Origin of the sequence: Chryseobacterium sp. c4a (assembly GCF_009900745.1) — a bacterium.
Taxonomy (GTDB): Bacteria; Bacteroidota; Bacteroidia; order Flavobacteriales; family Weeksellaceae; genus Chryseobacterium.
Genome location: NZ_WXVU01000014.1, coordinates 17,484 through 40,859, shown reverse-complemented (window position 1 = coordinate 40,859; position 23,376 = coordinate 17,484). Strand labels below are relative to the sequence as shown.

Annotated in this window: 22 protein-coding genes; 6 read left to right on the top strand and 16 right to left on the bottom strand. The window is 34.8% G+C overall.

Annotation, left to right across the window (positions count from 1 at the left end):
• Positions 1 to 41: 41 nt before the first annotated feature.
• From GTR01_RS17210 to mraZ, 5 genes are all read right to left on the bottom strand, one after another.
• Complete coding sequence (locus GTR01_RS17210; protein ID WP_160139014.1) at positions 42 to 1,502, bottom strand: UDP-N-acetylmuramoyl-L-alanyl-D-glutamate--2,6-diaminopimelate ligase; 1,461 nt, start codon at positions 1,500 to 1,502, stop codon at positions 42 to 44.
• A 63-nt stretch (positions 1,503 to 1,565) separates the two neighbouring features.
• On the bottom strand, positions 1,566 to 3,557 hold the full coding sequence (locus tag GTR01_RS17205) for a penicillin-binding transpeptidase domain-containing protein (RefSeq protein WP_160139013.1): 1,992 nt from the start codon (positions 3,555 to 3,557) through the stop codon (positions 1,566 to 1,568).
• Positions 3,541 to 3,906: an FtsL-like putative cell division protein gene (locus GTR01_RS17200; protein WP_053327577.1), complete on the bottom strand. Its 366-nt coding sequence runs from the start codon at positions 3,904 to 3,906 to the stop codon at positions 3,541 to 3,543. Before GTR01_RS17200 ends, GTR01_RS17205 begins: the two co-directional genes overlap by 17 nt.
• Positions 3,907 to 4,003: 97 nt before the next feature.
• Complete coding sequence (gene rsmH, locus GTR01_RS17195) at positions 4,004 to 4,897, bottom strand: 16S rRNA (cytosine(1402)-N(4))-methyltransferase RsmH (protein WP_160139012.1); 894 nt, start codon at positions 4,895 to 4,897, stop codon at positions 4,004 to 4,006.
• A gap of 43 nt (positions 4,898 to 4,940) precedes the next feature.
• Positions 4,941 to 5,399 carry a division/cell wall cluster transcriptional repressor MraZ gene (gene mraZ / locus GTR01_RS17190; protein ID WP_160139011.1) on the bottom strand — a complete coding sequence of 153 codons (459 nt, stop codon included), beginning with the start codon at positions 5,397 to 5,399 and terminating at the stop codon, positions 4,941 to 4,943.
• A 272-nt stretch (positions 5,400 to 5,671) separates the two neighbouring features.
• On the opposite strand from mraZ, the gene GTR01_RS17185 reads away from it, so the two are divergent.
• The 5 genes from GTR01_RS17185 to GTR01_RS17165 all read left to right on the top strand — a co-directional run bounded on the left by GTR01_RS17185 (position 5,672) and on the right by GTR01_RS17165 (position 9,434).
• Positions 5,672 to 6,433, top strand: a complete 762-nt coding sequence (locus tag GTR01_RS17185) for an alpha/beta fold hydrolase (RefSeq protein ID WP_160139010.1) — start codon at positions 5,672 to 5,674, stop codon at positions 6,431 to 6,433.
• Positions 6,434 to 6,496: 63 nt separating this feature from the next.
• A complete protein-coding gene (gene yihA, locus GTR01_RS17180) occupies positions 6,497 to 7,120 on the top strand; it encodes a ribosome biogenesis GTP-binding protein YihA/YsxC (protein ID WP_160139009.1) in 624 nt (207 codons plus the stop codon).
• A complete protein-coding gene (locus GTR01_RS17175; RefSeq protein ID WP_160139008.1) occupies positions 7,113 to 7,562 on the top strand; it encodes a GNAT family N-acetyltransferase in 450 nt (149 codons plus the stop codon). Before yihA ends, GTR01_RS17175 begins: the two co-directional genes overlap by 8 nt.
• Before the next feature lie 119 nt (positions 7,563 to 7,681).
• Positions 7,682 to 9,133, top strand: a complete 1,452-nt coding sequence (locus GTR01_RS17170; protein WP_160139007.1) for a glycosyl hydrolase family 28-related protein — start codon at positions 7,682 to 7,684, stop codon at positions 9,131 to 9,133.
• 133 nt (positions 9,134 to 9,266) lie between these two features.
• A complete protein-coding gene (locus GTR01_RS17165; RefSeq protein ID WP_228452270.1) occupies positions 9,267 to 9,434 on the top strand; it encodes a GNAT family N-acetyltransferase in 168 nt (55 codons plus the stop codon).
• Between the two features lie 62 nt (positions 9,435 to 9,496).
• Here GTR01_RS17165 and GTR01_RS17160 read toward each other — a convergent pair whose 3' ends face one another.
• From GTR01_RS17160 to GTR01_RS17135, 6 genes are all read right to left on the bottom strand, one after another.
• The gene (locus tag GTR01_RS17160; protein WP_160139006.1) at positions 9,497 to 11,113 is read right to left on the bottom strand and encodes a T9SS type A sorting domain-containing protein; all 1,617 of its coding nucleotides are present in this window, start codon (positions 11,111 to 11,113) and stop codon (positions 9,497 to 9,499) included.
• A gap of 306 nt (positions 11,114 to 11,419) precedes the next feature.
• Positions 11,420 to 11,734 (bottom strand): hypothetical protein, encoded by a 315-nt coding sequence (locus tag GTR01_RS17155; RefSeq protein ID WP_160139005.1) that lies wholly within the window; start codon positions 11,732 to 11,734, stop codon positions 11,420 to 11,422.
• Positions 11,735 to 11,801: 67 nt separating this feature from the next.
• Positions 11,802 to 12,869, bottom strand: coding sequence for a type I restriction endonuclease (locus GTR01_RS17150; RefSeq protein ID WP_160139004.1), 1,068 nt, complete (start codon positions 12,867 to 12,869; stop codon positions 11,802 to 11,804).
• Between the two features lie 123 nt (positions 12,870 to 12,992).
• Positions 12,993 to 13,658, bottom strand: a complete 666-nt coding sequence (locus GTR01_RS17145; RefSeq protein ID WP_160139003.1) for a response regulator — start codon at positions 13,656 to 13,658, stop codon at positions 12,993 to 12,995.
• A gap of 12 nt (positions 13,659 to 13,670) precedes the next feature.
• Positions 13,671 to 15,341 (bottom strand): tetratricopeptide repeat-containing sensor histidine kinase, encoded by a 1,671-nt coding sequence (locus tag GTR01_RS17140; protein ID WP_160139002.1) that lies wholly within the window; start codon positions 15,339 to 15,341, stop codon positions 13,671 to 13,673.
• A gap of 66 nt (positions 15,342 to 15,407) precedes the next feature.
• A complete protein-coding gene (locus GTR01_RS17135; protein ID WP_160139001.1) occupies positions 15,408 to 15,608 on the bottom strand; it encodes a hypothetical protein in 201 nt (66 codons plus the stop codon).
• Between the two features lie 382 nt (positions 15,609 to 15,990).
• On the opposite strand from GTR01_RS17135, the gene GTR01_RS17130 reads away from it, so the two are divergent.
• Positions 15,991 to 16,800: a hypothetical protein gene (locus GTR01_RS17130; RefSeq protein WP_160139000.1), complete on the top strand. Its 810-nt coding sequence runs from the start codon at positions 15,991 to 15,993 to the stop codon at positions 16,798 to 16,800.
• 92 nt (positions 16,801 to 16,892) lie between these two features.
• Here the strand turns inward: GTR01_RS17130 and msrA are convergent, their stop codons facing one another.
• The 5 genes from msrA to GTR01_RS17105 all read right to left on the bottom strand — a co-directional run bounded on the left by msrA (position 16,893) and on the right by GTR01_RS17105 (position 23,343).
• The gene (gene msrA / locus GTR01_RS17125) at positions 16,893 to 17,447 is read right to left on the bottom strand and encodes a peptide-methionine (S)-S-oxide reductase MsrA (protein WP_160138999.1); all 555 of its coding nucleotides are present in this window, start codon (positions 17,445 to 17,447) and stop codon (positions 16,893 to 16,895) included.
• Positions 17,448 to 17,718: 271 nt separating this feature from the next.
• A complete protein-coding gene (locus GTR01_RS17120) occupies positions 17,719 to 18,687 on the bottom strand; it encodes an ROK family protein (RefSeq protein WP_068941419.1) in 969 nt (322 codons plus the stop codon).
• Between the two features lie 79 nt (positions 18,688 to 18,766).
• The gene (locus tag GTR01_RS17115) at positions 18,767 to 19,978 is read right to left on the bottom strand and encodes a PepSY-associated TM helix domain-containing protein (RefSeq protein ID WP_160138998.1); all 1,212 of its coding nucleotides are present in this window, start codon (positions 19,976 to 19,978) and stop codon (positions 18,767 to 18,769) included.
• A gap of 51 nt (positions 19,979 to 20,029) precedes the next feature.
• Positions 20,030 to 22,141, bottom strand: coding sequence for a TonB-dependent receptor (locus tag GTR01_RS17110; protein WP_160138997.1), 2,112 nt, complete (start codon positions 22,139 to 22,141; stop codon positions 20,030 to 20,032).
• Positions 22,141 to 23,343 carry a PepSY-associated TM helix domain-containing protein gene (locus GTR01_RS17105; protein WP_160138996.1) on the bottom strand — a complete coding sequence of 401 codons (1,203 nt, stop codon included), beginning with the start codon at positions 23,341 to 23,343 and terminating at the stop codon, positions 22,141 to 22,143. Before GTR01_RS17105 ends, GTR01_RS17110 begins: the two co-directional genes overlap by 1 nt.
• Between the last annotated feature and the right edge of the window lie 33 nt (positions 23,344 to 23,376).

Below are 23,376 nucleotides of genomic sequence, written 5' to 3'. Positions count from 1 at the left end.
ATCAAATTTTTAAATCATTTAAATGAATTCAATCTTTCAATTTACTTGGACATTAATTTCCAAAGCTCATTAATTACTTCTTTGTCATCAAAATGGTGTTTTACGCCATTTATCTCCTGATAATTTTCGTGTCCTTTTCCGGCTACGAGAATAATATCTTTAGGTTCTGCAAACTTTATCGCCATTTTGATGGCTTCTTTTCTGTCCGGAATTGAAGTGTATTTGCTGAAGTTCTGAGGTTCAACGCCTGCTTCAATTTCCTTGATAATCTGTCCCGGATCTTCTGTTCTCGGATTATCTGAAGTGATGATTGCCAATGTTGATTTTTTAGTGGCAATATTTCCCATTTCAGGTCTTTTCGAGTGATCTCTGTCTCCTCCGCAACCGAAAACGGTGATTAATCTTTCGTTTTTGGTTCTGATATCATTGATGCTGTCCAGAATGTTTTCTAAGGCATCCGGCGTGTGTGCATAGTCTACGATAAAGAAAATTCCACCGTCTGATTTCATGGTTTCAAATCTTCCGGAAACTCTTTTTAGCTTACTGATGGCCTGAAGAATTTCATCCTGTGCAAATCCAAGTTCTTCTGCAATTCCGAAAACCAGTAATAGGTTGTATACATTGAACTTTCCTGTTAATGTAGTCCAGAATTCTTTCCCATTGAAGTTCAGCAGCATTCCATTGAAATCAACTTCCAGTAGTTTTCCGTGGTAGTCTGCCATTGTTTTCAGAGCGTAAGACTTCTTTGTAGCCTTTGTATTTTGAAGCATTACACTACCGTTTTTGTCATCTATATTGGTGATGGCAATGGCTGTATCTTCTAATTCATCAAAGAATCTTTTTTTGGTTTTTAAATATTCTTCGAAGGTTTTATGATAATCTAAATGATCGTGAGTAAGGTTGGTAAATCCTGCTACTTTGAAGTGTAACCCCTCAATTCTGTTTTGAGCAATTCCGTGAGAACTTACTTCCATGAAAGCGAATTCACATCCCTTTTCCACTGCTTCAGCTAAGATTTTATTAATGGTAATAACATCCGGAGTGGTATGAGTAGCTGGAATAATTTCTTCTCCAATTCTTATTTCAACAGTTGATAATAAAGCAGAATCATATCCTAAATTCTTGAAAACATCAAAAAGCAGGGTAGAAACAGAGGTTTTTCCGTTGGTTCCGGTAACTCCGATCAGTTTTAGCTTTTTAGACGGGTTTCCATAGAAGTTTGAAGCAAGATGACCTAAAGCTTTAGCAGAATCTTTCACTTTAATATAAGTTACATTTTCTGCCAGTGTTTCAGGGAATTCTTCACAAACGATTGTTGTTGCTCCTTTTTCAATAGAAGATGCAATGAATGAGTGTCCATCCACCACTGTTCCTCTCATTGCAATGTAAAGAGAGTTTTCTGTAACCTTTCTGCTGTCGAACACCAGTTCTGATACCTCACGGTTGTTGTCACCGTGGATTTCTATTACTGGGATTCTGTTTACTAATTCTGTTATTATCATCTTTTATCAATAGGACTTTATCCTATTTTTTGTTAAGTCGTCCCTTCGGGACTCTGTTTCTTTTTAATTCTGCAGAGATAAATATATTCTCTGATTCTTACTGATCGTTGTGCCTTCTAATGGGAATTGTTCTTTGATTCTTCCAACGCCTTTAAAATCGACACGATATCCTAAGTTTTCCAATTGTGGGATGACGTTTTTACCAATCAGTCCTACTACATTGGGCATTTGCTTATCATTGACTGCTACTTTCACATTAGGTTCCACCATTTTGTTAAGGTTTACCTTTTTGTCTACGAGCATTTCTTTTTCAATATTTTGTGGTGTTTTCAGGAATGTTTTTCCTGCAATTTCTTTAAACACCGGTGCTGCTACAGGGCCTCCATAAAATCCAATTGAAGTATTGGGCTCACTTACCATTACGTAGCATGTATATTTGGGTGCATCTGCCGGATAGAACCCTGCGAATGATGCACGGTATTTCATCGGGCCAGGAAGCCAGTATTCAAACCTTGCCGTTCCTGTTTTCCCTGCCATTTTCAGGTTAGGGGTAAAGATGCTTCGCCCTGTTCCTTTTTCTACGGCTTTGGTTAATGCATTGGTCATCATTTTGATGGCCTTCTCAGATGCCATTTTGTTTACCATTACTTCGGGTTTCGCCTTGTACATTACTTTTCCATCTTTCATGATCTTATCAATGAATAATGGTTTAAGCATTTTACCACCGTTAGCGACTCCGTTGTAGAAGGTTGCCAGCTGAAGCAGGTTAACATTGGAAGAGTATCCGAATGAAATAGAAGCTAGTGTAGCTGCATTCCATCTTTTATTTTCCGGAGTTACGATCTTTGGTTTTGTGATTCCCGGAAGCTCGATGTCCATTTTGTCAAATAATTTCCAACGTTTTAAGTGGTCAAGGAAGATCTGAGGTTTTTCAGCGTAATATTTTGTGATCAGTTTAGCTGTTCCTACGTTACTGGATTTGGCTAAAACATCACTAATATCGTATGTTCCTCCTCCATGACCGTCAGAAATTCTTTGTTTTGCATACGTCCAAACTCCGTTTCCTACATTTACCGTTGTGTTTTCATCGATGAATCCATCATCCATTGCTGCTAAAAGCGAAATGGTTTTGAAGGTTGAACCGGGTTCGATATTATCTTTTAGTGCATAGTTGTAAGAGTCTTCATAATCTCCTGATTCTGTTTTTCTTAAATTAACTAATGCACGTACTTTTCCGGTTTCCACTTCCATGACAATTACAGTTCCGTGTTTTGCTTCGTAGTGCATCAGCTGCTTCTCTAACGCGGAATGTGCAATGTCTTGAATTCTAAGGTCTAAAGTGGTGTATACATCTTCTCCATCTACCGGTTCCTGAACTTTCCAGAAGTCAATTGGTTTCCATTGGGATGAATTGATTCTTTGCTCTAATCTTTTTCCGTCAGTACCGGTTAAGTGTTTAGAGAAAGCTCCTTCTAATCCGGATTTAAGCTCACCATTATCTATACCGATGGTTCCTGCACCAATTTCTGAAGTAGCAAGCTCTCTTTTGTAGTTTCTGTCTACGATAAAACCGCCTTTGTTTTTACCTCTTTTGAAAATCGGAAACTGTCTGATTCTGTCGTATTGGTCAAAATCAAGACCTTTTACCAGAGTATAATATTGGTTTTTCTTTTTCTTTTGTTCGTCAAATTTTTGTCTGAACTCTCCTCTGGATTTTCCGAACATTTTGCTCAGAGAATCCGTTAATGCCCCGATATTGTTGCTGTAGATCGTATCTTTCATCGTTTTGAAGTCAAGATAGATGTCGTAGCGCATCACTGTTGTTGCCAAAATAGATCCATCGGAGGCAAATAGATTACCGCGGGCAGCTTTTAAAGTGGCTTCACGATAATTTTTATTAATGTAATCATCCTTAATTTCCTGAACATTGGTATTCTGAAGGATTACAATCCTTGCCAAGAACATTACAAACACGCACAAAGCTACCACTGCAAAGAGGTAGCCCCATCGTAACGTTTTTTTACGTTTATTATCGTATTCATTTTGCTTTTGCATCTGTACTGTCCAGTTTTATTAGCAATTTATGAGGGTGGTTTTCGAGGGTCATCAATGAGTCCCTTGCAACCTCTTTCCCCAGCTCTGATTCCATTTTTACCTTGATCAGCTTACTCTGGGCGTAAGCGTTTCTCGATTTATATTCTTCTGTTTCTTCCTTTAAGGCGTTTACAATTTTTATTTTTTTATTGACGAGATGGTTACTGTAAATCATAGCCATCATCAGGACAAACAACAAGAGAAAATACTTGTAATGTATTTTGATCTCATCACGATTCAGAAAGTTTCCTTTTATAATATCTATAAAAGTGAGTCTTTTCTGGGGGCGATTTGTTGTTCTTTTTGCCACTTTAATTCAATCAATTTGTTTTGTCGTGAATTCACTTGGTTGTCAATGGTCAATCTAATTTTTTAAAATTTACTATTGACGGTTTATTCATTCACTTTTAAACTTTTATTCCTGTTCTCATTTTAGCACTTCTTGCTCTTGAGTTTTCTTCAATCTCCTTATCATCCGGGATGATTGCTTTGCTCTTTACTAGCTCAAATGCTTTTTTATAATTTCCGTAGATATCTCTTTCCGGTTCTCCTTCGAACATTCCGTTTTTCAGGAATCTTTTTACCAAACGGTCTTCTAAAGAATGGTAAGAAATAACGACTAATCTTCCTTCCGGTTTTAAAACATTGAAAGCCTGAACCAGCATTTCCTTTAATACTTCAAGCTCTTGATTAACTTCTATTCTTACGGCCTGGAAAAGTTGTGCATAGAATTTATTCACTTTATGAGGTGGAAGGTAGCTGAAAAGCTTTTTCAAATCCTCAGTGGTTTCTATACTTTTTGTTTTTCTATGGTGAACAATATCTCTAGCCAGTTTTCTTGCTTCTCTTAATTCTCCATAGTGATAGAAGATATCTGCCAACTCTTCTTCTCCATATTCATTAATCACTCTTTTGGCATCAAGGTTTTGCATTACGTTCATTCTCATATCCAAAGGAGCATTGCTTCTTGTAGAGAACCCACGGTCTGCTTCATCAAACTGGTGAGATGAAACACCTAAGTCTGCCAACACCCCATCAATTTGTGATATTCCATACATTAGTAATGAGTTTTCCAGAAATCTGAAATTCTGATTTACCAATGTAAATCTAGGGTCATCAATTGTATTTTTAAGCGCATCCAGATCCTGGTCAAAGCTGAACAGTTTTCCTTTATCAGAAAGTCTGCTCAAAATCTCCCTCGAGTGGCCTCCACCTCCAAAGGTGCAGTCCACGTAGATTCCGTCAGGATTCGTCACCAAATCATCTACACTCTGCTTCAACAAAACGGGGTTATGATACATGCTTAATTGTGTTTTTTATTAATAAAATCCTTAATAACTACAGTTATTCTTCGTCAAAAGAGCCCATTACATCTTCGGCTAGGCTGGCAAAATCAATTTCATTGGTGGAAATTACCTGTTCGTAAGCATCTTTGTCCCAAATTTCGAAGAGCTCTCCTGCACTGGTAATCACAATATCTTTCTGAAGATTTGCGAAACTCATCAGGTCTTTTGAAATCTGTAGTCTGCCTGCGTTATCCAATTCTACTGTTTTTACTCCTGCCGTAAACATTCGTATGAAATCAGCATTCTTTTTTATGAATCTGTTCAGTTTATTAATTTTGCCCATCAGTTTATCCCATGCATTCATTGGATAGACCTCCAGACAAGGTTGGAACACAGATCTTTTGACTACAAATGCCTTGTCTTCGAAGTTTTCCATCTGTTTGATTAAAGATGAAGGAACTTTTAAGCGGCCTTTGTCGTCAATTTTACACTCATATGTTCCAATGAAATTTTTCATTTGGGACAAATTTATATAATAATTTCCAAAATTTCCCACTTTTTCCCACTTTTTGACTCAATGTTAATAAGTTTTATTAAAGATTGAGTTCCAAGAATGTAATTCATTGATATGTAGATGGTTGTTAAAACTGTTATTTAAGCCATAATAAAGGGGTTTTGAAAAAAAAAGTTAAAAAGCAGAATATTGTATTATTTTTATCTTAAATTAGGATAATCAAAATATTTTTGAGGTTTAATTTGTATTTTTGCAGGGCTTTATTAAGGCATTATATGATATTTAGTACGAAAAAAGAAAAGAAATATTCCTATGTAGAGGCGGGGGAAGGACATCCATTAGTGCTGTTGCACGGATTAATGGGTGGTTTGAGCAATTTCGATAAAATGGTAGATTTTTTTTCAGACAGAGGATTCAAAGTATATGTTCCTCAGCTGCCGATCTATGATTTGCCGGTACTCAATACGAATCTTACCACTATAGCAAAATATATCATCAAGTTTATTGAAAGTCATATTTCAGGGCCTGTTACCATTGTGGGAAACTCTATGGGCGGGCATGTAGGGCTTATTTTGACCTTGGCGAGACCTGATCTGGTAAAGAACTTGGTTCTAACTGGGAGCTCAGGTTTGTATGAGAGAACTTTCGGGGATAGTTTTCCAAGAAAGAATGACCGATCATATATCAGAAAGAAAACAGAAGAGGTATTCTACGATCCTAAGATCGCCACTGAAGATCTTGTTGACGAAGTTTTCTCAGTGGTGAATGACAGAATGAAAGGAATAAAAACGGTAATGTTGGCAAGAAGTGCCATCAAACACAATATGTTGAATGATCTTCCAAAGATTCAAACACCTACTTGTCTGATCTGGGGAAAACAGGACAATGTAACTCCGCCTGAAGTGGCTGAAGATATGCATAAGTTTATTCCTAATTCAGAACTATTCTGGATCGATCATTGTGGCCACGCCGCCATGATGGAAAAACCGGATGAGTTTTGTGAAATCCTGTATAGCTGGATAAAAGATAAAGTTTAAAACATAATAAATGACCATTAAGAGCTTTTCTTAATGGTTTATTTTTCTAAAATATATTCAAAAATGATTATTAAGACAGCAACGTTTGTAAAAAGTAGTGGAAAATGGCAGGAATGTCCTGAACCGAATATTCCTGAGTATGCTTTTATCGGAAGATCTAATGTAGGAAAATCATCATTGATTAATGCCATGATGAATCATAAGGATCTTGCTAAAACGTCACAGACTCCGGGAAAAACTCAGCTGATCAATCATTTCTTAGTTAATGAGGACTGGTATCTTACCGATTTACCGGGATATGGATATGCAAAAGTTTCAAAGGTTCAGAGAAAGGATTTTGAAAAGCTGATTACTAATTATATCCTGAACCGAAGAAACCTGGTGAACCTTTTTGTATTGGTAGATATAAGACATAAACCTCAGGCCATTGATCTTGATTTTATGCAATGGTGTGGAGAAAGTGGTGTTCCGTTTTCAATTGTATTTACAAAAGCAGACAAGCTAAAACCTAATGCTGTGATCAAGAATGTTGAAGACTATAAATTAGAACTGCATAAAACATGGGAAGATCTTCCAGAGTTATATATTACCTCAGCTGAAAAGAAAGAAGGAGGAGATGCTATTTTAGATTTTATATCTAAGACAAATGATTTTTTAACTCAAAATGGTGTAAGCTTCGATGAATAATATTATTTGGAAAATTAAGACTTTTGAAGAGTTTACAGTTTCTGAATTATATGCTGTTTTAAAGGCTCGTATTGATGTTTTTGTGATTGAACAAAATTGTCCTTACCCTGACCTGGATAATTATGACCAGAAAGCGGTTCATATCTGGGCGGAAGAAAAAGGGGAAGTACTTGCGTATTGCCGTATTTTCGATAAAGGAATAAAATATGATGAAACTTCTATTGGTAGGGTTCTCACCACAGAACAGGCTAGGGGAAAGAGCTTAGGAAAGGTATTGATCAAGTATGCTGTTGATACGATAGAAAATCGTTTTCACACTTCAGAAATCAGGATTTCAGCGCAAGATTATCTGTTGAAATTCTACGGAGATTTTGGTTTTGAGGATACAGGAAAGAAATATTTAGAAGACGATATTCCGCATACGGAAATGATTAGAAAATAAAATAGAAAGCATCTCAATAATGGGATGCTTTTTTTACCTTGATTCTTTTTTATGATATGTCAAGTTTTGGCGCTGTCTCTTGATATCTTCGTCATGTTAACCTTAAACAATAGATTATTATGATTTTTACAGAAGATTTTTTTAGCCCAACGAGTGCATATCCTTCAGATGATGTAGTTCAGTTAGTGGATAGTTTTACCAAGGAAAATGTGAACTATCAAAAATATACAGGTTCTGCAGCAGTAACTGATGATGGAGTCGTTTACAGAAAAAAAGGAAATGATTTTTATGTGGATATTAACTTTTTGACCAGTGGACAATTAAATATCCAAAGATTTGGAGCTAAGGGAGATGATTTTACAGATAATAGTGCTGCGATTAAAAAGGCTTTGGCGTTTTGTGAAAATTACAGAAAAGAGAGAATAATACCTGAAAATGGTGCAATGTACCATCAATTTGACAAAGCGATCACTATTTATTTTCCTAATGGTATTTATCGATATACTGATATTGGGAATATAAAAATAGAGAACCTGACTATTAAAGGAGAAACTTTTAGAGGTGTTGTTTTGAAATGCATGAAGGGAGGTATTGCATTGGAGATGAATGCCTTTAAGGATAATAATGATTCGCCACCGTTTTGTAAAAACTTAAACCTTAACAATATTGTTGTAGAAGGGCAGTATAATACAGAAGTATTGATCTTAGCCCAAGGAATAGCTCATTGTAATTGGGAGAATGTTGCTGTACGGGAAGCTGATAAAGACTTAGGAATTGGTTTTCATTTTAAGGGAGTTATGCTTTCCGGTTTCAAAAATTTACAATGTAGTTCTGATGTTGATACTGTTATGAAAACAGGTAATAAAAATATTCCTTATCAGGGATTAAAACTGGATCATGGGCATAGAATAGAAAAAGAAAAAAAGATAAAAGACGGAAAAGAAGTAATAGTAGAGGTATTAAAGGGAATTGGAAATTGTAGTAACAATTCTTTTTATGATATTAAAATGGAGGGAATGCCTTTTGGAGTCAATATTTTTCAAGGTGATCAAAATACTTTTTATAGTGGAACTCCGGAGTCCTGTACAAAATATGGTGTAATGGTAAGCAGAGAAAGCCGATACAATACGTTTATTGGAAGTGCTTTTGAAAATGATCATTCGATTGCAGATATTCTTGATGACGGAATTCATACGGTTTATATTAATTGCTATGCATCCAAAAAAGCCTGGTTTCAAGGTCAGGGAGCAACCGTTTTAGGAGGATTTTGGCAGGAATTACAGATTGATAATTCTGCTGAAGCTACAAAAATAGAAAATGTAACCATTAAATATTTTGGATTACCAAGTGCAGGTATTATTGATAATGGAAAAATGACCACAATCCAAAATGTGAGGGATAAGAACCTTGGTGCATATATTCCTAATAAATATAATTCAACTATACATTTAAGTTCATCACAAAGACCTCAGAATAATTCCGTCGGCTCGATGATTTTTGATACAGATTTATTAAAGCCGATCTGGTTTAATGGAAATAGTTGGGTAGATGCATCAGGAAATATTGTTTAATATTCTTTGAACTTAAGATAATGCTTTAGAATCTATAAAAATAGGCTGCTAAAAAACATGCAGCCTGTTTTTTAAAATATGTTTGGGAATATCTTCCTTGTACCTGCATTAGCATCCTTTATTTGTACAGCTTTTGATTAAGTATGCAGTTGATACGATAGAAAATCGTTTTCACACTTCAGAAATCAGGATTTCAGCGCAAGATTATCTGTTGAAATTCTACGGAGATTTTGGTTTTGAGGATACCGGAAAGAAATATTTAGAAGACGATATTCCGCATACGGAAATGATGATAAAATAAAAAAGCGAAGACAATCTTCGCTTTTTTATTTTATAGATTCTGAATTTTGTAGTAGTACAATGTTATTTTTTTGTCACTTTAGTAACTATACTTTTTTGATCGCTAATGATTCTTAGCAAATATGTTCCTTTAGAGTCAGGCATCTTAAACCTGAGTTCGTCTTTATCATTAAAATCTATTGTTTTCATCAATTGTGATGCTGCATTATAAATCTCAACTTTTACAGTTGTAGGGCTCTTTGTGAACTTTAGACTAACCTCATCATTGGTGGGGTTAGGGTATACTATAACATCTATTCTTTGCTGTGTATCAGTGTCTCTGGCAGATAAGGTAGTGTTTGGTGAGATCTTCCATAGGTCTTCCCCAGTAAAATTGCTGCCATATTTTTGAAATCCTACAATGTACAAGCTATTTTTAAAAGAGAATATAGAACTTCTTCCGGAACTGTTAAACTGAGGAAGGTAATTAACGAGGGTGTTATTTATAGGGCCATAAGGAAGAACTCTGAATTCGGGAAAAGATGCGACTAATTGAGCATTACCGGAACCTGCATATTCAAACAATTCTGTTGTGAAGTTATTCTGATCTCCTCCTAATAATGAGGTTGTTCTTACAAAATATATCTTCCCATTATATCCACATATACCAGTATAATCATAATTTCCTCCCGGCGTGGTAATATTTTCTTGATGAATTATGGTAGGAGAGTTGATTCCGTCATATTTATAGATATAATATTTGTTATTTGCTATATTATAAAAGTATAAATTATCATTATAGACTGTTAAGAAAGAAGGATTTGAAGAGCTGTTTCCTGGTGTTACATCTAAGCAGGTTATACTATTGGATGTATCATCGTAATAATAAATTTCAATTCCATATTGAGTTGTTCGATTGATAAAAAACAGTTTGTTTTTGAATTTTGTTAAATAGTTTGGATAAGCACCAAATTGATCATTTTCAGATGAAACGATGCTTGTTATCTGATTGTTTGTGGGATTGTATTTTTTAATAGTATTGCTTATTGTTGTATTATCCTTCCATGTTTTATAGAATAAACTTCCATTGTGCTCTATGTTGCTAAAAATGAATGGAGGGTTCCAGTAATTTTTATATCTATTAGCTGTAAATTGATATGTTGTATTTATATTTTGGTCTATATAACAAGTATTGTTGATATCACCAGTATAGTAGAATCCACCCAAAAATGGGGTAAGGTTTTCAAAAGTTTTGCAGCCAGAGGGAAAAGAGCCTGTATTTACTTGATGAACCAAGGTCTTTGAAATGGTTTCATCAAAATACCAAAGTTCTTTATGAGTGTCTACATTATTGCTATTTGGAATTTGAGGTTTAGTATAAAAGATTTTATTATTACTATTTACTAGTTCCCCCGCCCAAAGGTTTGAGGTATCATTTACCTCATTGCCATTATCATATTTTAGTTTATAAGGAGGATTTTGTCCGTCATAAGCCCAAACTGAAAAAGTGTTATCCTGTCCTGATGCTTGGCAGTCTTTATAGAATTTATAGACCAGAAAATTTTCTGTTTTTTCAAATATATGAGTATATCTGTTTGAACGGGATGGATTGGTATTCCCACAGTAATTCGTAACGTTCACTAAGTTATATTGTCCATATCCAAGGAAGGGGAGCAATAAAAAAAATATTTTTTTATTCATCAGTTAAATGTTTTTTGGTGTTATACTAAAGTACAAAAAATTATAATAGTTAGCTGAAAAATATAAAAATGTGTAATTTATTTCTATCTGATTTTCATGGTTTTAGATTTGTGTTGCGAATAAAGCTCTATATTAGAATTAAGTTGGAATGCTTAAATAATAATAAACATCTATCATGGCAATTATCAGTTTTTAAAGCCTGAATGCGTCAAAAAAGCGAAGATGAATCTTCGCTTTTTAATGATGGTTATATGTTGAGTGTTTTTTTTTGAATTACTTAAAATTCATGGTTATTAGCTTTATATTTTAATTACAGCCAGCACAATAAGATCTATCTACATACTGCTTAGTATTTCCGGAGTAATAATAGCAGCCTCCTCGTGATCCGACGTACAACTGATTTCCGTTGTAAGTACATCCTCTACTGGTTGAGCTTGAATAGGATCTTGGTGAAGAATAGCTAGATCTTGTTGATTTGCTTTTTCTGCTGGTTTTAGTTTTCCCCTTTCTTGGCTTTTCGAAAGATTCCTTGGATGAAGATGTGCTGGCTGTAGATGCGGAAATGTTAGCGGGTAATAAAAGACCAAGTCCCAGAAGACCTGTGAAAAGTAGTTTTTTCATAATATTTGTTTTTTAGTTTTTATATATATGTTTTCATGGTTATGGCAAGTATTTTATTTGATATAGATTAATAATGTTCAAGCGTTTTATGAAGCTCATTTCTGAAATTGTATATTTCGTCAAGGCTGTTTAGCAAGACCTTTTCACCAGAATCTTTCCCATTATGAAATGTTTCGATATACTTGTTGGATGTGTTAAAATGGAGTCTACAAAGTGGCTTTCTGTTATTGTCGTCCAATAGGATTCCAAAATAGGATAATGTATCTCTATAAGCTATACGTGTAGAAGGAATCTTCTCTCTCATTATAGCTTTTACAATTTGAAACCCTTCAAGTTCTTCTTCAGTAGTAACAATTTTAGAATCATTATTTTCATCAATAGATGGGGGTGGTTTTATATCATCATCTTGTTTTTCAATTTGTTCATTAATGCTTAAAGCAGACTTAAGCCTATAGCTAATGGACTCATTGATAGAAGTTGTTAATGCCTTTTTAGTATATTCTTTAAAAGAAACTAATCTATTTGCTGTAATGGGTTTATCAAAAAATCTGTTTACTAAAAGTTTAACAATTTCATCAGAAGGGGATTCTATCTCCTTTTCAAACTCCTTTCTGATAGCCTTAATGTACTTTAGAGCCTCAGCAGAATCTAAAATGCTTTCAAGATTATAGTCTTTTTTGGTAAAACTTTCGAGAATTTTTATAGAACTGTCTTTTAAGTCCTCAATATTGATAGTGAAAAATGGTTTTTCATCCATAATATTAGGTTTTTCAAGGTCAGTATAAAAATTATAAATAATACCGTTAGTAAGAACTCCAAACCTTGTTTTGGAAACGTGATAATATCTATGTAGTTGAGAATTATGAGCATCAGCATTTTCTTTCCAATGCTTGCATTCAATTATGAAAATAGGTTCGTCATTGTTTTTAATTACATAGTCTACCTTTTCACCTTTTTTAGTTCCAATATCACAAATATGTTCAGGAATAACTTCTGTAGGATTGAAGATGTCATAACCCAGAATTTGTATGAAAGGCATTACAAAAGCATTTTTAGTTGCTTCTTCGGTCGCAATATGATCTTTTAATGCTGTGACTTTTTGTTGTAATTGCTCAAGTTTAATCTTAAGATCCATGATTATTTTTTTTATATCCCAAAAGTAAGATCGTTTAATTTCCAATCCTTACGGGAAACCGTAAAAACAAAAAACCTTTCAAAAAGTTGAAAGGTTGTATAAAATGATAGGTTTTGTTCTAGTCTAGATAATCCCTAGATCTTTACAAAAAGCAACAAGTTGTTCATTATTGGTGATTCCAAGTTCTTCTTTAAGGCTGTTTAGCTTTTTTTCTACGCTGCTCAGACTATTGGGCTTAATGTTGTTGTTTTGAAGATACACAGGAATATTCTTTTGTAGCACTCCTTGTGACAAAAGAGAGACAAGGGTGATATCATATTCTGAAAACTCATAATTGTTGAGTTTCTTCACTTCCTGTTTAAGATCAAGGGATAGATAATTGTTACCTTCAAATACTGAGGCAATGGCTTTTTTAAGTTCTTTAGCATCATTTCTGGCTTTACGAACAAATCCATTAGCTCCATATTCTGTAAAAAGAGAATTGATAATACCGGATTTATGTTCTGCAGAGAAAACAATTGTTTTCAGAGAAGGATGTAATTCTTTTACGGTTTTAATAAGTTCTTTCCCATCTTTAATTTTTTGTTCACGATGATCTTCTTCAAAAGAGAGATCCGTAATTAGTAAATCATATAAATCATTCTCTCTAATAGATTTTTGTACTTTGGCTACTGCATCATCACAATAATACACATAGTCTGTATTGGTAATATTAAGATCTTCAAGGGTTCTTTGTACAGAAATACTACTGCTTTCGTGGTCTTCGGCTATTAAAATTTTTTTGAACATTTCTTTTTCATTTTAAGAAGTGGGGAATGATATATAGATTTTCAGCCCCTTTTCTGTTTTATTGTCAAAAATAATTGACCCCTTTATTTTTTCAATACGGGAAACCGTATTCGTTAACCCATTTCCATGAATAATATTTCCTGGGATACCGATACCATTGTCTTTATACTGAATATGGATAAGGTTATTATTTCTTTCAAATTTAAAAGTTACAAAAGTGGCTTCACTATGTTTTTTCATATTAACTAAAAGTTCACGGATGATTTGATAAACCTCATCCTGTACGGAATAACTAAGACCTGCCCAGATATTTACTCCGTTTCCAGCAAGGAAGGTATTCACTGTATCATTTTTAAAAGATCCAACAAGAGTAGATATTTTATCATGAAACTCCATGATGCTTTCTAGTTCTGGTTTTTCATAGGAGATATCTCTGGATTTTTCGTAGACAAATTCCAATTCATCTAAGGCTTTATCCTTATCGAAGTCTGCCTGATTTTCAATTTTGGTCATTACCTGATAGATTCCGTTGGCCACCACATCATGTACTTTTTTGGAGAGTCTAAGTTCGTTTTCTTTGATCTTTAATTCGTTTTCGCGTTGTACTTCTTTCTTTCTTTTTTTATACCATACGATACCTCCTATAATGAGTAGAGATAGAGCTCCCAGCCCAATATTTTGTTGCAGCAGCTGTACTTCTTTTTTTGCTTTTTGAAATTTTAAAGTTTGATTTTCCGTTTTTTGCTTTTCAAGACCATATCGGAAATATGCAAACTGATTTTTAGCCTTATTTCTGGATATCTGTACACTATCATTAATGGACTGAAATTTGTCAAAATATTTTTTATAGTCATTTTTATCAATGATAATAATCTTTTGTAATGCTTGTAGCTTATCCTCCGGGTTATTTATTGTTGTGGCTGTTTGTAGCATTTTTTTAGCATACATAAGAGATTTTTCCTGATCTTTTAAAACGAAATAATCCGCTAATGTGGCAAAGCTGGAATTGAGTCCTTCAAGATTATTATATTTTTCTCTGATATCCAGTGCGCGTTGAAACTCTGGTAAAGGGTCGTAGCTTTTATCTGAAAGGTATTTTGCATTTGCCAGATTATTAATAGCTCTTGCCTGGTTTTCATGATCTTTAGATTGAGTAGCGTAGCTAAGATATTTTTTAGCGAGCCTGTAGTTTTTCTGGTTGATAAATGCATTTCCAAGGTTGTTATAGTAGATATACTTTTTATCATCGTCATCATTATATTTCAATGCATTTTGGTAAAAAGTAATAGCACGATCATGATTGTATAAAAATGCAGAAGCAATTCCCATATTGTTGTAACTGGAAGCCAGATCTCTTCTGGTGATGCTATCTTTCTCATCTTTTAGAAATTTATTAGCTTCTAACGAAGATTCTATACTTCCGTAAAAATCACCATAGTAAGTCTGGATAATGGCCATATTTATCAATGACTCTGCGGCTCCAATGGAATCACTGCCTTTTAAATATTCGTCTTTAGCAAGGTTGTAGTAGTAGAATGCAGAATCAGAGATTTTTTTGTCTCTGAACTCCCTTGCTTTTTGATAAAAAGCATTTTGGATATGAGCTATTTTTGTTTCAGACCTTTTTTTATAGCAGGAAAAAAGGGTTGTTATTACAACAATAAATAAAAGATTCCTTTTCATGGTTGCAGTTTAAAGTGCAAAATAACAAAAAGGATAGATTTTTACAATCTATCCTTTGTTTATTTATTATGGCAATGAAAAAGGAGGGGGAGTCTGTCCCGTATTTCCTGTGGTATTGCCGCCACCGCCATGTCCATCACCCGTTTCCGTTTCTGGGTCTTCTTTGGCACTTAGAGTTGTGATATTTGACTTTTGATTGTCATTATAGTGTGTTGTATTGACATTATTAGTAAATGCTAAAAGTAGCATCATAAAAAACTGGATCATTTCCTTAAAATTTTTTTCGTTTGAAATTGTTTTTCTTCCTCCCGAGACATTTTTATCTCGGGCAGTACACAGTTAAAATTTCGAAGCGCTTCTAAATTTTTTGGGAAGTGAACCTTCAAAAACGGAGGAGAAACATCTGCTTCCCAACCCGGAGTTTTCCTCCGTTTTATCTGGTGATTTTGAAATCAGTTTTGTAAATTTGTTTTTGTAATGTTTTGTTTTTCACTGATTTTCTGAAGCAAAGATGCGACAATGCGTGACGCATTACTAAGTCACGTTTTGGACATTGATGGACACGAAATGGACAATGCAGGCTTTATGGGAATCCGTAATGTGGAATGATTGATAATCATCTATTTTGTAAAGACTCAAAAAACTATATATGTCCAAGAAAAAACTACTAATTCATGAGGTATTTAATAAGGCTCGAGAAGACTTTCCAAAAAAGACTGCAAAAAGTGGTTTAGCTTTGGAGCTATCTAACCATTTTGAGGAAAAATGGAACTTCATCATTAATGAAAGAACTTTCGTGAGGTATTATAATATTTGTATAATAAACAACAAGGAACCTGATATAAGAGATGGAGAGATACTTGACCAACTTAGTCGGTATTTAGAATATGAAAATTTTGATGATTTTTGTAAGACATTTGTCAAAAAGAATGAAGATGCCAGTAAAACAACAGTAAAGATAAAGGTAGACGAAGATGATGAGTCATTTCCTGAAAAATTAGCTAGAATAATTAATATAACTATTAGTAATACAAATACTCCTTATTTCAATATGCCGGAATTTGTAAAGCAGAACGGATTAGGCATAGCAGGAGCCTTTCTTATTATAAGTGTTTTAATAGGGAATTATTATTCATCAAAAGGTAAAATTAGTATGCCAATAACTTTATTTGATAATAGAAATTGTATGTTTTGGGAAGACAATGAGTATAAGTTGGCCAATTGTGAAGATAAAAATCCTCGACGCAGTCTTATACCAAAAGATACCATTCAGCTGAAGTATTTTAAAAGGATTACAAGAAAGGATACCCTTACTGTAAATAATGCTTTGGGGAAGACCTGGTATTCAAAGTACAATGGGCATGTTGAGTTTTTTACTATGGATGGAGTAGATCCTGATACAGGACGAGAATTAAGAGCCTCTACAGAGTATATTATAGATAAATATGCAGGCTATTGATCAATAAAAAAGCGGGATAAAATATCCCGCTTTTGTTATGATAAGACTTTATTGTCTTGGTAGCATTGCCCTTACTAGTTAAATTATTGTATTTACTCTGCATTCAGCATTCCCAGTTCTCCAAAATATTTTTTAAATTTTTGGATTTTAGGGCCTACTACAGCACTGCAATAAGGTTGTGTAGGATTTTCATTATAATATCCTTGGTGATATTGTTCAGCAGGCCAGAATGTGTCGAATTTTGTTAATTCTGTCACATAAGTTCCTGTCCATCTTCCTGATTCCTGAGATACTTTGATGGCTTCTTCAGCTTTTGCTTTTTCCGCATCATCTTTATAATAAATGACAGAACGGTATTGAGTTCCGATATCATTTCCTTGTCTATTAAGCTGAGTAGGATCGTGAAGGAAGAAGAAAACATCCATTAATTGCTCATAAGAAGTTATGGAAGGATTATAAGTAATTTGTACTACTTCCGCATGGCCTGTTTCGCCTGTACATACTTCCTGATAGGTTGGGTTTTCTTTATGTCCTCCTGAATATCCTGAAATGGCAGATTCAACACCTTTCAAGAGATTAAAACAGCTTTCTACACACCAGAAACATCCGCCACCGAAAACGATGGTTTCTAAATTATTGTTATCCATTTGTTGGTAATTATATTGTTTTTAAAGCATTTCCACTCATCCTAGAAAGGTGCAGAAAATGCTAATCAAAAGTAAGAAAAACTTCATGGATTTTGATACGGATCTCATGAATTGTTTTCATAGATAATGCTAATGATAAAAGAGAATTGCCGGTCTGTATAGAAGATTTATTTTTTGTCACGAATGCATTTATAAAATCATGGGTACATCGGTAGCAAAACAAAAAAGCGATCTCTCATTGAGATCGCTTTATATATTTGATGTGTATCAGTTATTTTTCCCAAACCAAAGCACTGGCTCCTAAAATAGCAGCATCGGCTTCGTCCAGCTCACTGAATACCAGTTTTACTTTATTTCTAAAGATCGGCAATAGATTCCTTTCCATGTGGAGTTTGGCAGGCTTTAAGATAAAATCTCCGGCCTTGATTACTCCTCCAAATAAAAGAATTGCTTGTGGTGAAGAAAACATCACAAAATTTGCCAGTGCTTCACCCAGCTTTTGTCCTGTATATCTGAAAACTTCAATAGCAATTGGATCTTCTTTCATCGCACATTCATATACGGTTTTAGAATTGATCTCATCTTCAGGATATTGGTTCAGCATAGATTCTGGGAACTCGGCTCTCATTTTCTTAGCTGTAATAGTGATTCCTGTAGCAGAAGCATAGGCTTCTAAACTTCCTTCAGATCCTGTACTCCAGTGCTTTCTTCCCCCTGGTTTTACAATAGTATGTCCCAGTTCTCCGGCAAAGCCATCATGTCCGTAGATGAGGTTTCCATTGGCGATAATTCCGCTTCCTACACCTGTTCCTAAAGTAATCATGATAAAATCCTTCATTCCGCGCGCTGCTCCGAAAAGCATTTCACCCAAAGCTGCAGCATTTGCATCATTGGTTACCGTACACGGTAAATTGAATTTTGCGGTCATCAGTTCAGCAAAAGGAATTACACCTTTCCAAGGTAAGTTGGGGGCTAATTCTATTGTTCCTTTATAATAGTTGGCGTTAGGTGCTCCTACACCAATTCCGTCGAAGTGCTTTTCAGCACCATGCTTTTCCATTAAAGGATATACATGTTCATATAAAGCATCGATGAAATCTTCTACTTTATCATAGGCATCGGTTTTAAGGTTTCCTTTATCCAGAACTTCTCCACGGTGGTTTACAATTCCGAATTTGGTATTGGTTCCGCCGATGTCAACTCCAAGGGCAACCTGTTTTGATAAATCTATTAATGACATTTCTATTATTAAATTCTAAGGGCTAAAATTATAAAAAAGATTGTATTAATGGATTATTAACCTGGTATTATTTAAAAGATTAAGCTGTTTTTACTGTTTTTTTCTTTCTTCGTCCCCACCAGATCATAAAACCTGTTACCGGAAGTGAAGCACAGATAAGACTTACAATAAACGCGATTATCTTTGTAGGAAGCCCTAAAATAGCTCCTACGTGAATGTCGTAATTGGCGCTTACCACCTTTTCACCAAAATTTTTATCCTTGGGATCATGGGTATGCAATAATTCTCCTGAATTTTCATCAAAAATAAGACTGCTGCTTTTGTGATAAGAATAAGAAAGGTGCTTTACATATACTTCAAAGTTAGGGTGCTCATGATCATCCATGTGCTCATGTCCAAGATCTATGGCAAAACCATTGGAATCAGGGTATTTTTTCTCAACAGTACTGATGATCTTATCCAGAGTGGTCTCGGTTCTCATCTCTATTGGAGCTTTTGTCTTGATGTGGGAGAAATCCGGATATTGAGTTTCTCCACCGGAAAATACTACATAGATCATCGCCTGAACTATAAAGAAGGCATAAAATAATCCTGTAATTGAAAAGATAAGAGCAAAGATTGAGGCATAAAAGCCGAGAACATTATGAAGGTCATAGTTCTTCCTTTTCCAGCTTTTAATGTTTTTCCATTTAAAAGAGAAACGCTGTTTTCTTGCTGCTTTATTTTTAGGCCACCATAAAACAATTCCGGTAATGAGCATAATGATGAAAATGATAACCGGTATTCCCACCACATAAGTTCCCCAATCCTGTTTCAACAAATAACTCCAGTGAATCATTTTTACAATATTGAAAAAACCATTTTTCTCATCATATACTCGCAGAACCTTTCCGGTGTAAGGGTTTACGTAGGCTTGTTTATAGATAGGAAATTCATCAAAATAATTCCAGGCATCCGTGTTATGCTCATACCAGAAGAACATATAGGACATCTTTTTGTCGATTGGGATATTCACCCAATGGATGGGATATTTTTCTTTTACCTGATCAGCAACAGCTTTTTCCATAACCCTGATGGGTAGTACCTGCTTTTGCTCTATATTCTGTTCATGATGATAGATAACATCCTTTCGGGTATAATTTTCCACTTCATCTTTAAAGACATACAATGCTCCGGTAATAGAGATAATAAAGATTAAAAATCCAATAACCAGCCCAAACCATAAATGGAGTTTTGCAGACCATTTCTTAAAGAATCCCGGTTTCTTCTTGTGATGATGATTTTTCTTCATATAAACAGTTAAAGTTTTGCAAAGATAAACTTTACTTTTTATTTAGATTAATTAAAATTTATATTCAAGAATGAATGTTCCTCTCGTTCCCAATGAGTTGACGAATTCATTGTCTCTGGCAGACCACCATGCAATAGAAGGTTGATATAGCCTGTTAAAAAGGTTTTCAACTCCTAATGATACTTTCCAGTTCTTGTTGATGTCACCCCCTAATTTTACATTAAATACGGTGTAGTCAGGAACGAATCCCTCCCCATATGTAAATTGTTTTTTAGCATCGGGTTGAAATCTGTTTTGTTGAAAAGAATGAAGCATGTCAATACCAATGAAGGCTTGTGGAATTGGTTTCACCTGTACATAGGCAAGAACCTTTGGTGCAGAAATTCTGCTGTTATTGATTTTTGCTGAGTAATTTCCGTTATCATCCGGCGAAGTGATGCCTTCCATCCAGCTATAGCTACCACCGAACTGAAGCCATTTCACAGGAGTGAAATGTAAGAATCCTTCTACCCCATAGATAATTTCAGGTGCTCTTTTAATGGTTAAAGCTCTGTCTGCTCCCTGAACAAATGTTGCACCTAATTTAGAAGTACTTACATAAGAGGTTAGCTCATAATTCATCCAGCTGGAAACTTGTCCTGTAGCACCCAATTCGTAATTGTTAACAATGATAGGCTTTGTTTCAAGTTGTTTAATAGTTTCGGAAGTTGAGGTTCTCAGTATTCGTCCCAGTTCATTGATCGAGTAGGCTTGTGAAAAGCTTCCGAAAAGGTTAATGAATGGCTCAATATTGTACCGTACCCCAATATTTCCAACCAATGCATTATAGCTTAATTTTCCTCCTGTTACAGGAATGCTTTGTGTAAATGTTCCTTTATTATTAAGAACAGAAAGGGTGGTGAAATCATCTACATTTACCTTGATGTTTTCATATCGAAGACCTCCTTTGATGGTTAATTTTTTAAACAGATCAATTTTTGCCAATAAAAAAGGGGCAATATTGGTCATATTCATATTGGGAGTCCAGAAACGGCCGTCTTCTAACTTCTGTACTGTTTCATCATTCAATATGTCAGCTCCATAGATAATTTCTCCCTGTGAATTTTGAGAATTCCAAAGCTGGGTATCAAAATTGAATCTTGCCCCTGCTTTTTTAGAAAGAACATTAGACTGGCCGCCATTGAAGAAAGTATCGCTATATCCGTATACGGTTTTAAAGTCCTGATAATAAAGATTCACATTCAAGGATGTTCCTTTAAATAAGTTTTTATTATCATAACTTATTCTGATATTATGATTTCTTGGCGTTCCCTGAGGAGTAGTTTCTAATCCTTTTCCTAATCCTTCACCAATGGTAGGATCGATACCATAGGTTCCTGTATGTAATCCAAGGTTCAAGTTTGATTTTGATGAATACCCAATATATGAAGCTTCAATTCTTTGGTTTTCGTTGATGTCATAGCCTAATTTCAACATACCGTTGTAATTATCCATTTTTGCTGTACTGTATGTTGGGCTTAAATAAACTTTATCGGCATCTTTCATATAACCTGTTCTTTCATAGGCTAAAGAAAGGGTATAATCGAATTTATTGATCTTTCCAGATAAAAGCTGACTTGCTCTTACTCCTAAAGTTCCTCCGGAAAACTGTCCGGTAAGACCAATTTGAGAAATTCCGGAAATGGTTTTATTGGTTTTGTTTCTTTTTGTAATATAATTGATGATCCCCCCATCTGCTCCATTTCCATAGATGGATGAGGCTCCTTTGATGACCTCAATTCTTTCAATAGCTGACGGATCTATCACTCTTAAATCTCTTGCTCCATTTCTGAGTGGAGTAGATTGTGGAATACCGTCTATTAAAACCAGTACCTGACGGCCTCTTAAAGTTTGTCCGGTATTGGAAGTCTGCCCGGAGTTGGTTCCTAAACTGGGAACAGTGTATTGGAGGATACTTGTAATATCAGAATTGACCGTCAATTGAGACTGGATCTGTTTTTCCCCGACAACCGTAATGGAGCTTGGAACTTCCTTAATATTTTCCTTCTTCCTGGAAGCAGTCATGACAACTTCTTCAACTTTTTGAGTTTTTAAAGAATCTTTGACCTGAGCAAAAGTTGTAATTGTTCCCAGGCATGCAGCTGATAAAAGCGCTTTTTTCATTATATTTTCTTTCCTTGTTTCTTTCTTTTTCCCCACCAGATCAAGAAGCCGGTAACAGGAAGTGAGGTGCATATAAGGCCGGCCATAAACCAGATTATTTTTCCAAATAATCCAAAACAAGATCCTGTATGGATATCATAGTTGGCATTGGCATATTTTTCGGCGTTACTCAGTTGTTGATGAGGTTTGTTGGTTAGTAGTTTTCCAGAGTATTTATCAAAGGTCAGAATGCTTCTTTCACTGAATTGTCCTTCCTGTCCATAGATGGTGATGGGAAGATTCTTCAGTTCCTTTCCTTTCTTATTTTTTCCGTTGAAGCTAATTCTGTAGCTGGATGATCCTGCATACAATTTTTCGGCTTGCTGGGCGGTGATATCAAAAATATCAGTTCTTTTTGCCATCAATGAGTCCGGAGATTTAATCTGTTTTTCTTTGGGAAGTTCCAGAGAACCGGATAAAGTATAATTGAAAGCGTTTTTTACATAAGGATATGCAAAATAGATCCCCGTGATGCTCATCAATAAAGCAATGAACGAGGCATAAAAGCCCAATACATTGTGGAGGTCGTAGTTTTTACGTTTCCAGGTTTTTACATTTTCCCAGCTGAACCAGAAACGTCCTTTTCTTGCATTTTTATTTTTAGGCCACCAAAGAATGATTCCTGTAATAAGCATAAAAATAAAAAGGACAGTTGGAATTCCTACGACATATTTTCCCCACTCAGAGTTGAGAAGAAGACCCCAATGGATGTATTTTAAAATATTGAAGAAATCGTACTTCTCGTTGTAGACCGCAAGAATTTCCCCTGTATATTGATTGACATAGACCTGTTTATTGATAAGCACTTCCTGGAAATAATTCCAGCCCTTCTTATTTTTTTCGTAATATAAGAATCGGTAAGATTTTCCTTTATCTAGTGATACTTCAACAGAATTTATCGGATACTTTTCATTGAGCTCCAGGTTTACTTTCTCACGAAGTGTATGAATAGATAGAGGTTTTTTACTACGATCTTCCTTTTTTACATAGATGGCTTCTTTGCGGATTATATTCTGTACTTCGTCCTTAAAAACGTACAAAGTCCCTGTAAGAGAGACTATAAATACAATGATACCAACAGATAAACCAAACCACAAATGCAGTTTGGCAGACCATTTCTTCGTTGGAGAAATTTTCTTTTTATGATGATGCTTTTTTTTCATAGAAAAAAGCTAACCCTCGAGGGGTTAACCTTT

Excerpts from the sequence above, each read along its gene's own strand:
- GTR01_RS17210 (WP_160139014.1), bottom strand. The coding sequence starts at position 1,502 with ATGATAATAACAGAATTAGTAAACAGAATCCCAGTAATAGAAATCCAC.
- GTR01_RS17205 (WP_160139013.1), bottom strand. The coding sequence starts at position 3,557 with ATGCAAAAGCAAAATGAATACGATAATAAACGTAAAAAAACGTTACGA.
- rsmH (WP_160139012.1), bottom strand. The coding sequence starts at position 4,897 with ATGTATCATAACCCCGTTTTGTTGAAGCAGAGTGTAGATGATTTGGTG.
- mraZ (WP_160139011.1), bottom strand. The coding sequence starts at position 5,399 with ATGAAAAATTTCATTGGAACATATGAGTGTAAAATTGACGACAAAGGC.
- GTR01_RS17185 (WP_160139010.1), top strand. The coding sequence starts at position 5,672 with ATGATATTTAGTACGAAAAAAGAAAAGAAATATTCCTATGTAGAGGCG.
- yihA (WP_160139009.1), top strand. The coding sequence starts at position 6,497 with ATGATTATTAAGACAGCAACGTTTGTAAAAAGTAGTGGAAAATGGCAG.
- GTR01_RS17175 (WP_160139008.1), top strand. The coding sequence starts at position 7,113 with ATGAATAATATTATTTGGAAAATTAAGACTTTTGAAGAGTTTACAGTT.
- GTR01_RS17170 (WP_160139007.1), top strand. The coding sequence starts at position 7,682 with ATGATTTTTACAGAAGATTTTTTTAGCCCAACGAGTGCATATCCTTCA.
- GTR01_RS17160 (WP_160139006.1), bottom strand. The coding sequence starts at position 11,113 with ATGAATAAAAAAATATTTTTTTTATTGCTCCCCTTCCTTGGATATGGA.
- GTR01_RS17155 (WP_160139005.1), bottom strand. The coding sequence starts at position 11,734 with ATGAAAAAACTACTTTTCACAGGTCTTCTGGGACTTGGTCTTTTATTA.
- GTR01_RS17150 (WP_160139004.1), bottom strand. The coding sequence starts at position 12,869 with ATGGATCTTAAGATTAAACTTGAGCAATTACAACAAAAAGTCACAGCA.
- GTR01_RS17145 (WP_160139003.1), bottom strand. The coding sequence starts at position 13,658 with ATGTTCAAAAAAATTTTAATAGCCGAAGACCACGAAAGCAGTAGTATT.
- GTR01_RS17140 (WP_160139002.1), bottom strand. The coding sequence starts at position 15,341 with ATGAAAAGGAATCTTTTATTTATTGTTGTAATAACAACCCTTTTTTCC.
- GTR01_RS17135 (WP_160139001.1), bottom strand. The coding sequence starts at position 15,608 with ATGATCCAGTTTTTTATGATGCTACTTTTAGCATTTACTAATAATGTC.
- GTR01_RS17130 (WP_160139000.1), top strand. The coding sequence starts at position 15,991 with ATGTCCAAGAAAAAACTACTAATTCATGAGGTATTTAATAAGGCTCGA.
- msrA (WP_160138999.1), bottom strand. The coding sequence starts at position 17,447 with ATGGATAACAATAATTTAGAAACCATCGTTTTCGGTGGCGGATGTTTC.
- GTR01_RS17120 (WP_068941419.1), bottom strand. The coding sequence starts at position 18,687 with ATGTCATTAATAGATTTATCAAAACAGGTTGCCCTTGGAGTTGACATC.
- GTR01_RS17115 (WP_160138998.1), bottom strand. The coding sequence starts at position 19,978 with ATGAAGAAAAATCATCATCACAAGAAGAAACCGGGATTCTTTAAGAAA.
- GTR01_RS17110 (WP_160138997.1), bottom strand. The coding sequence starts at position 22,141 with ATGAAAAAAGCGCTTTTATCAGCTGCATGCCTGGGAACAATTACAACT.
- GTR01_RS17105 (WP_160138996.1), bottom strand. The coding sequence starts at position 23,343 with ATGAAAAAAAAGCATCATCATAAAAAGAAAATTTCTCCAACGAAGAAA.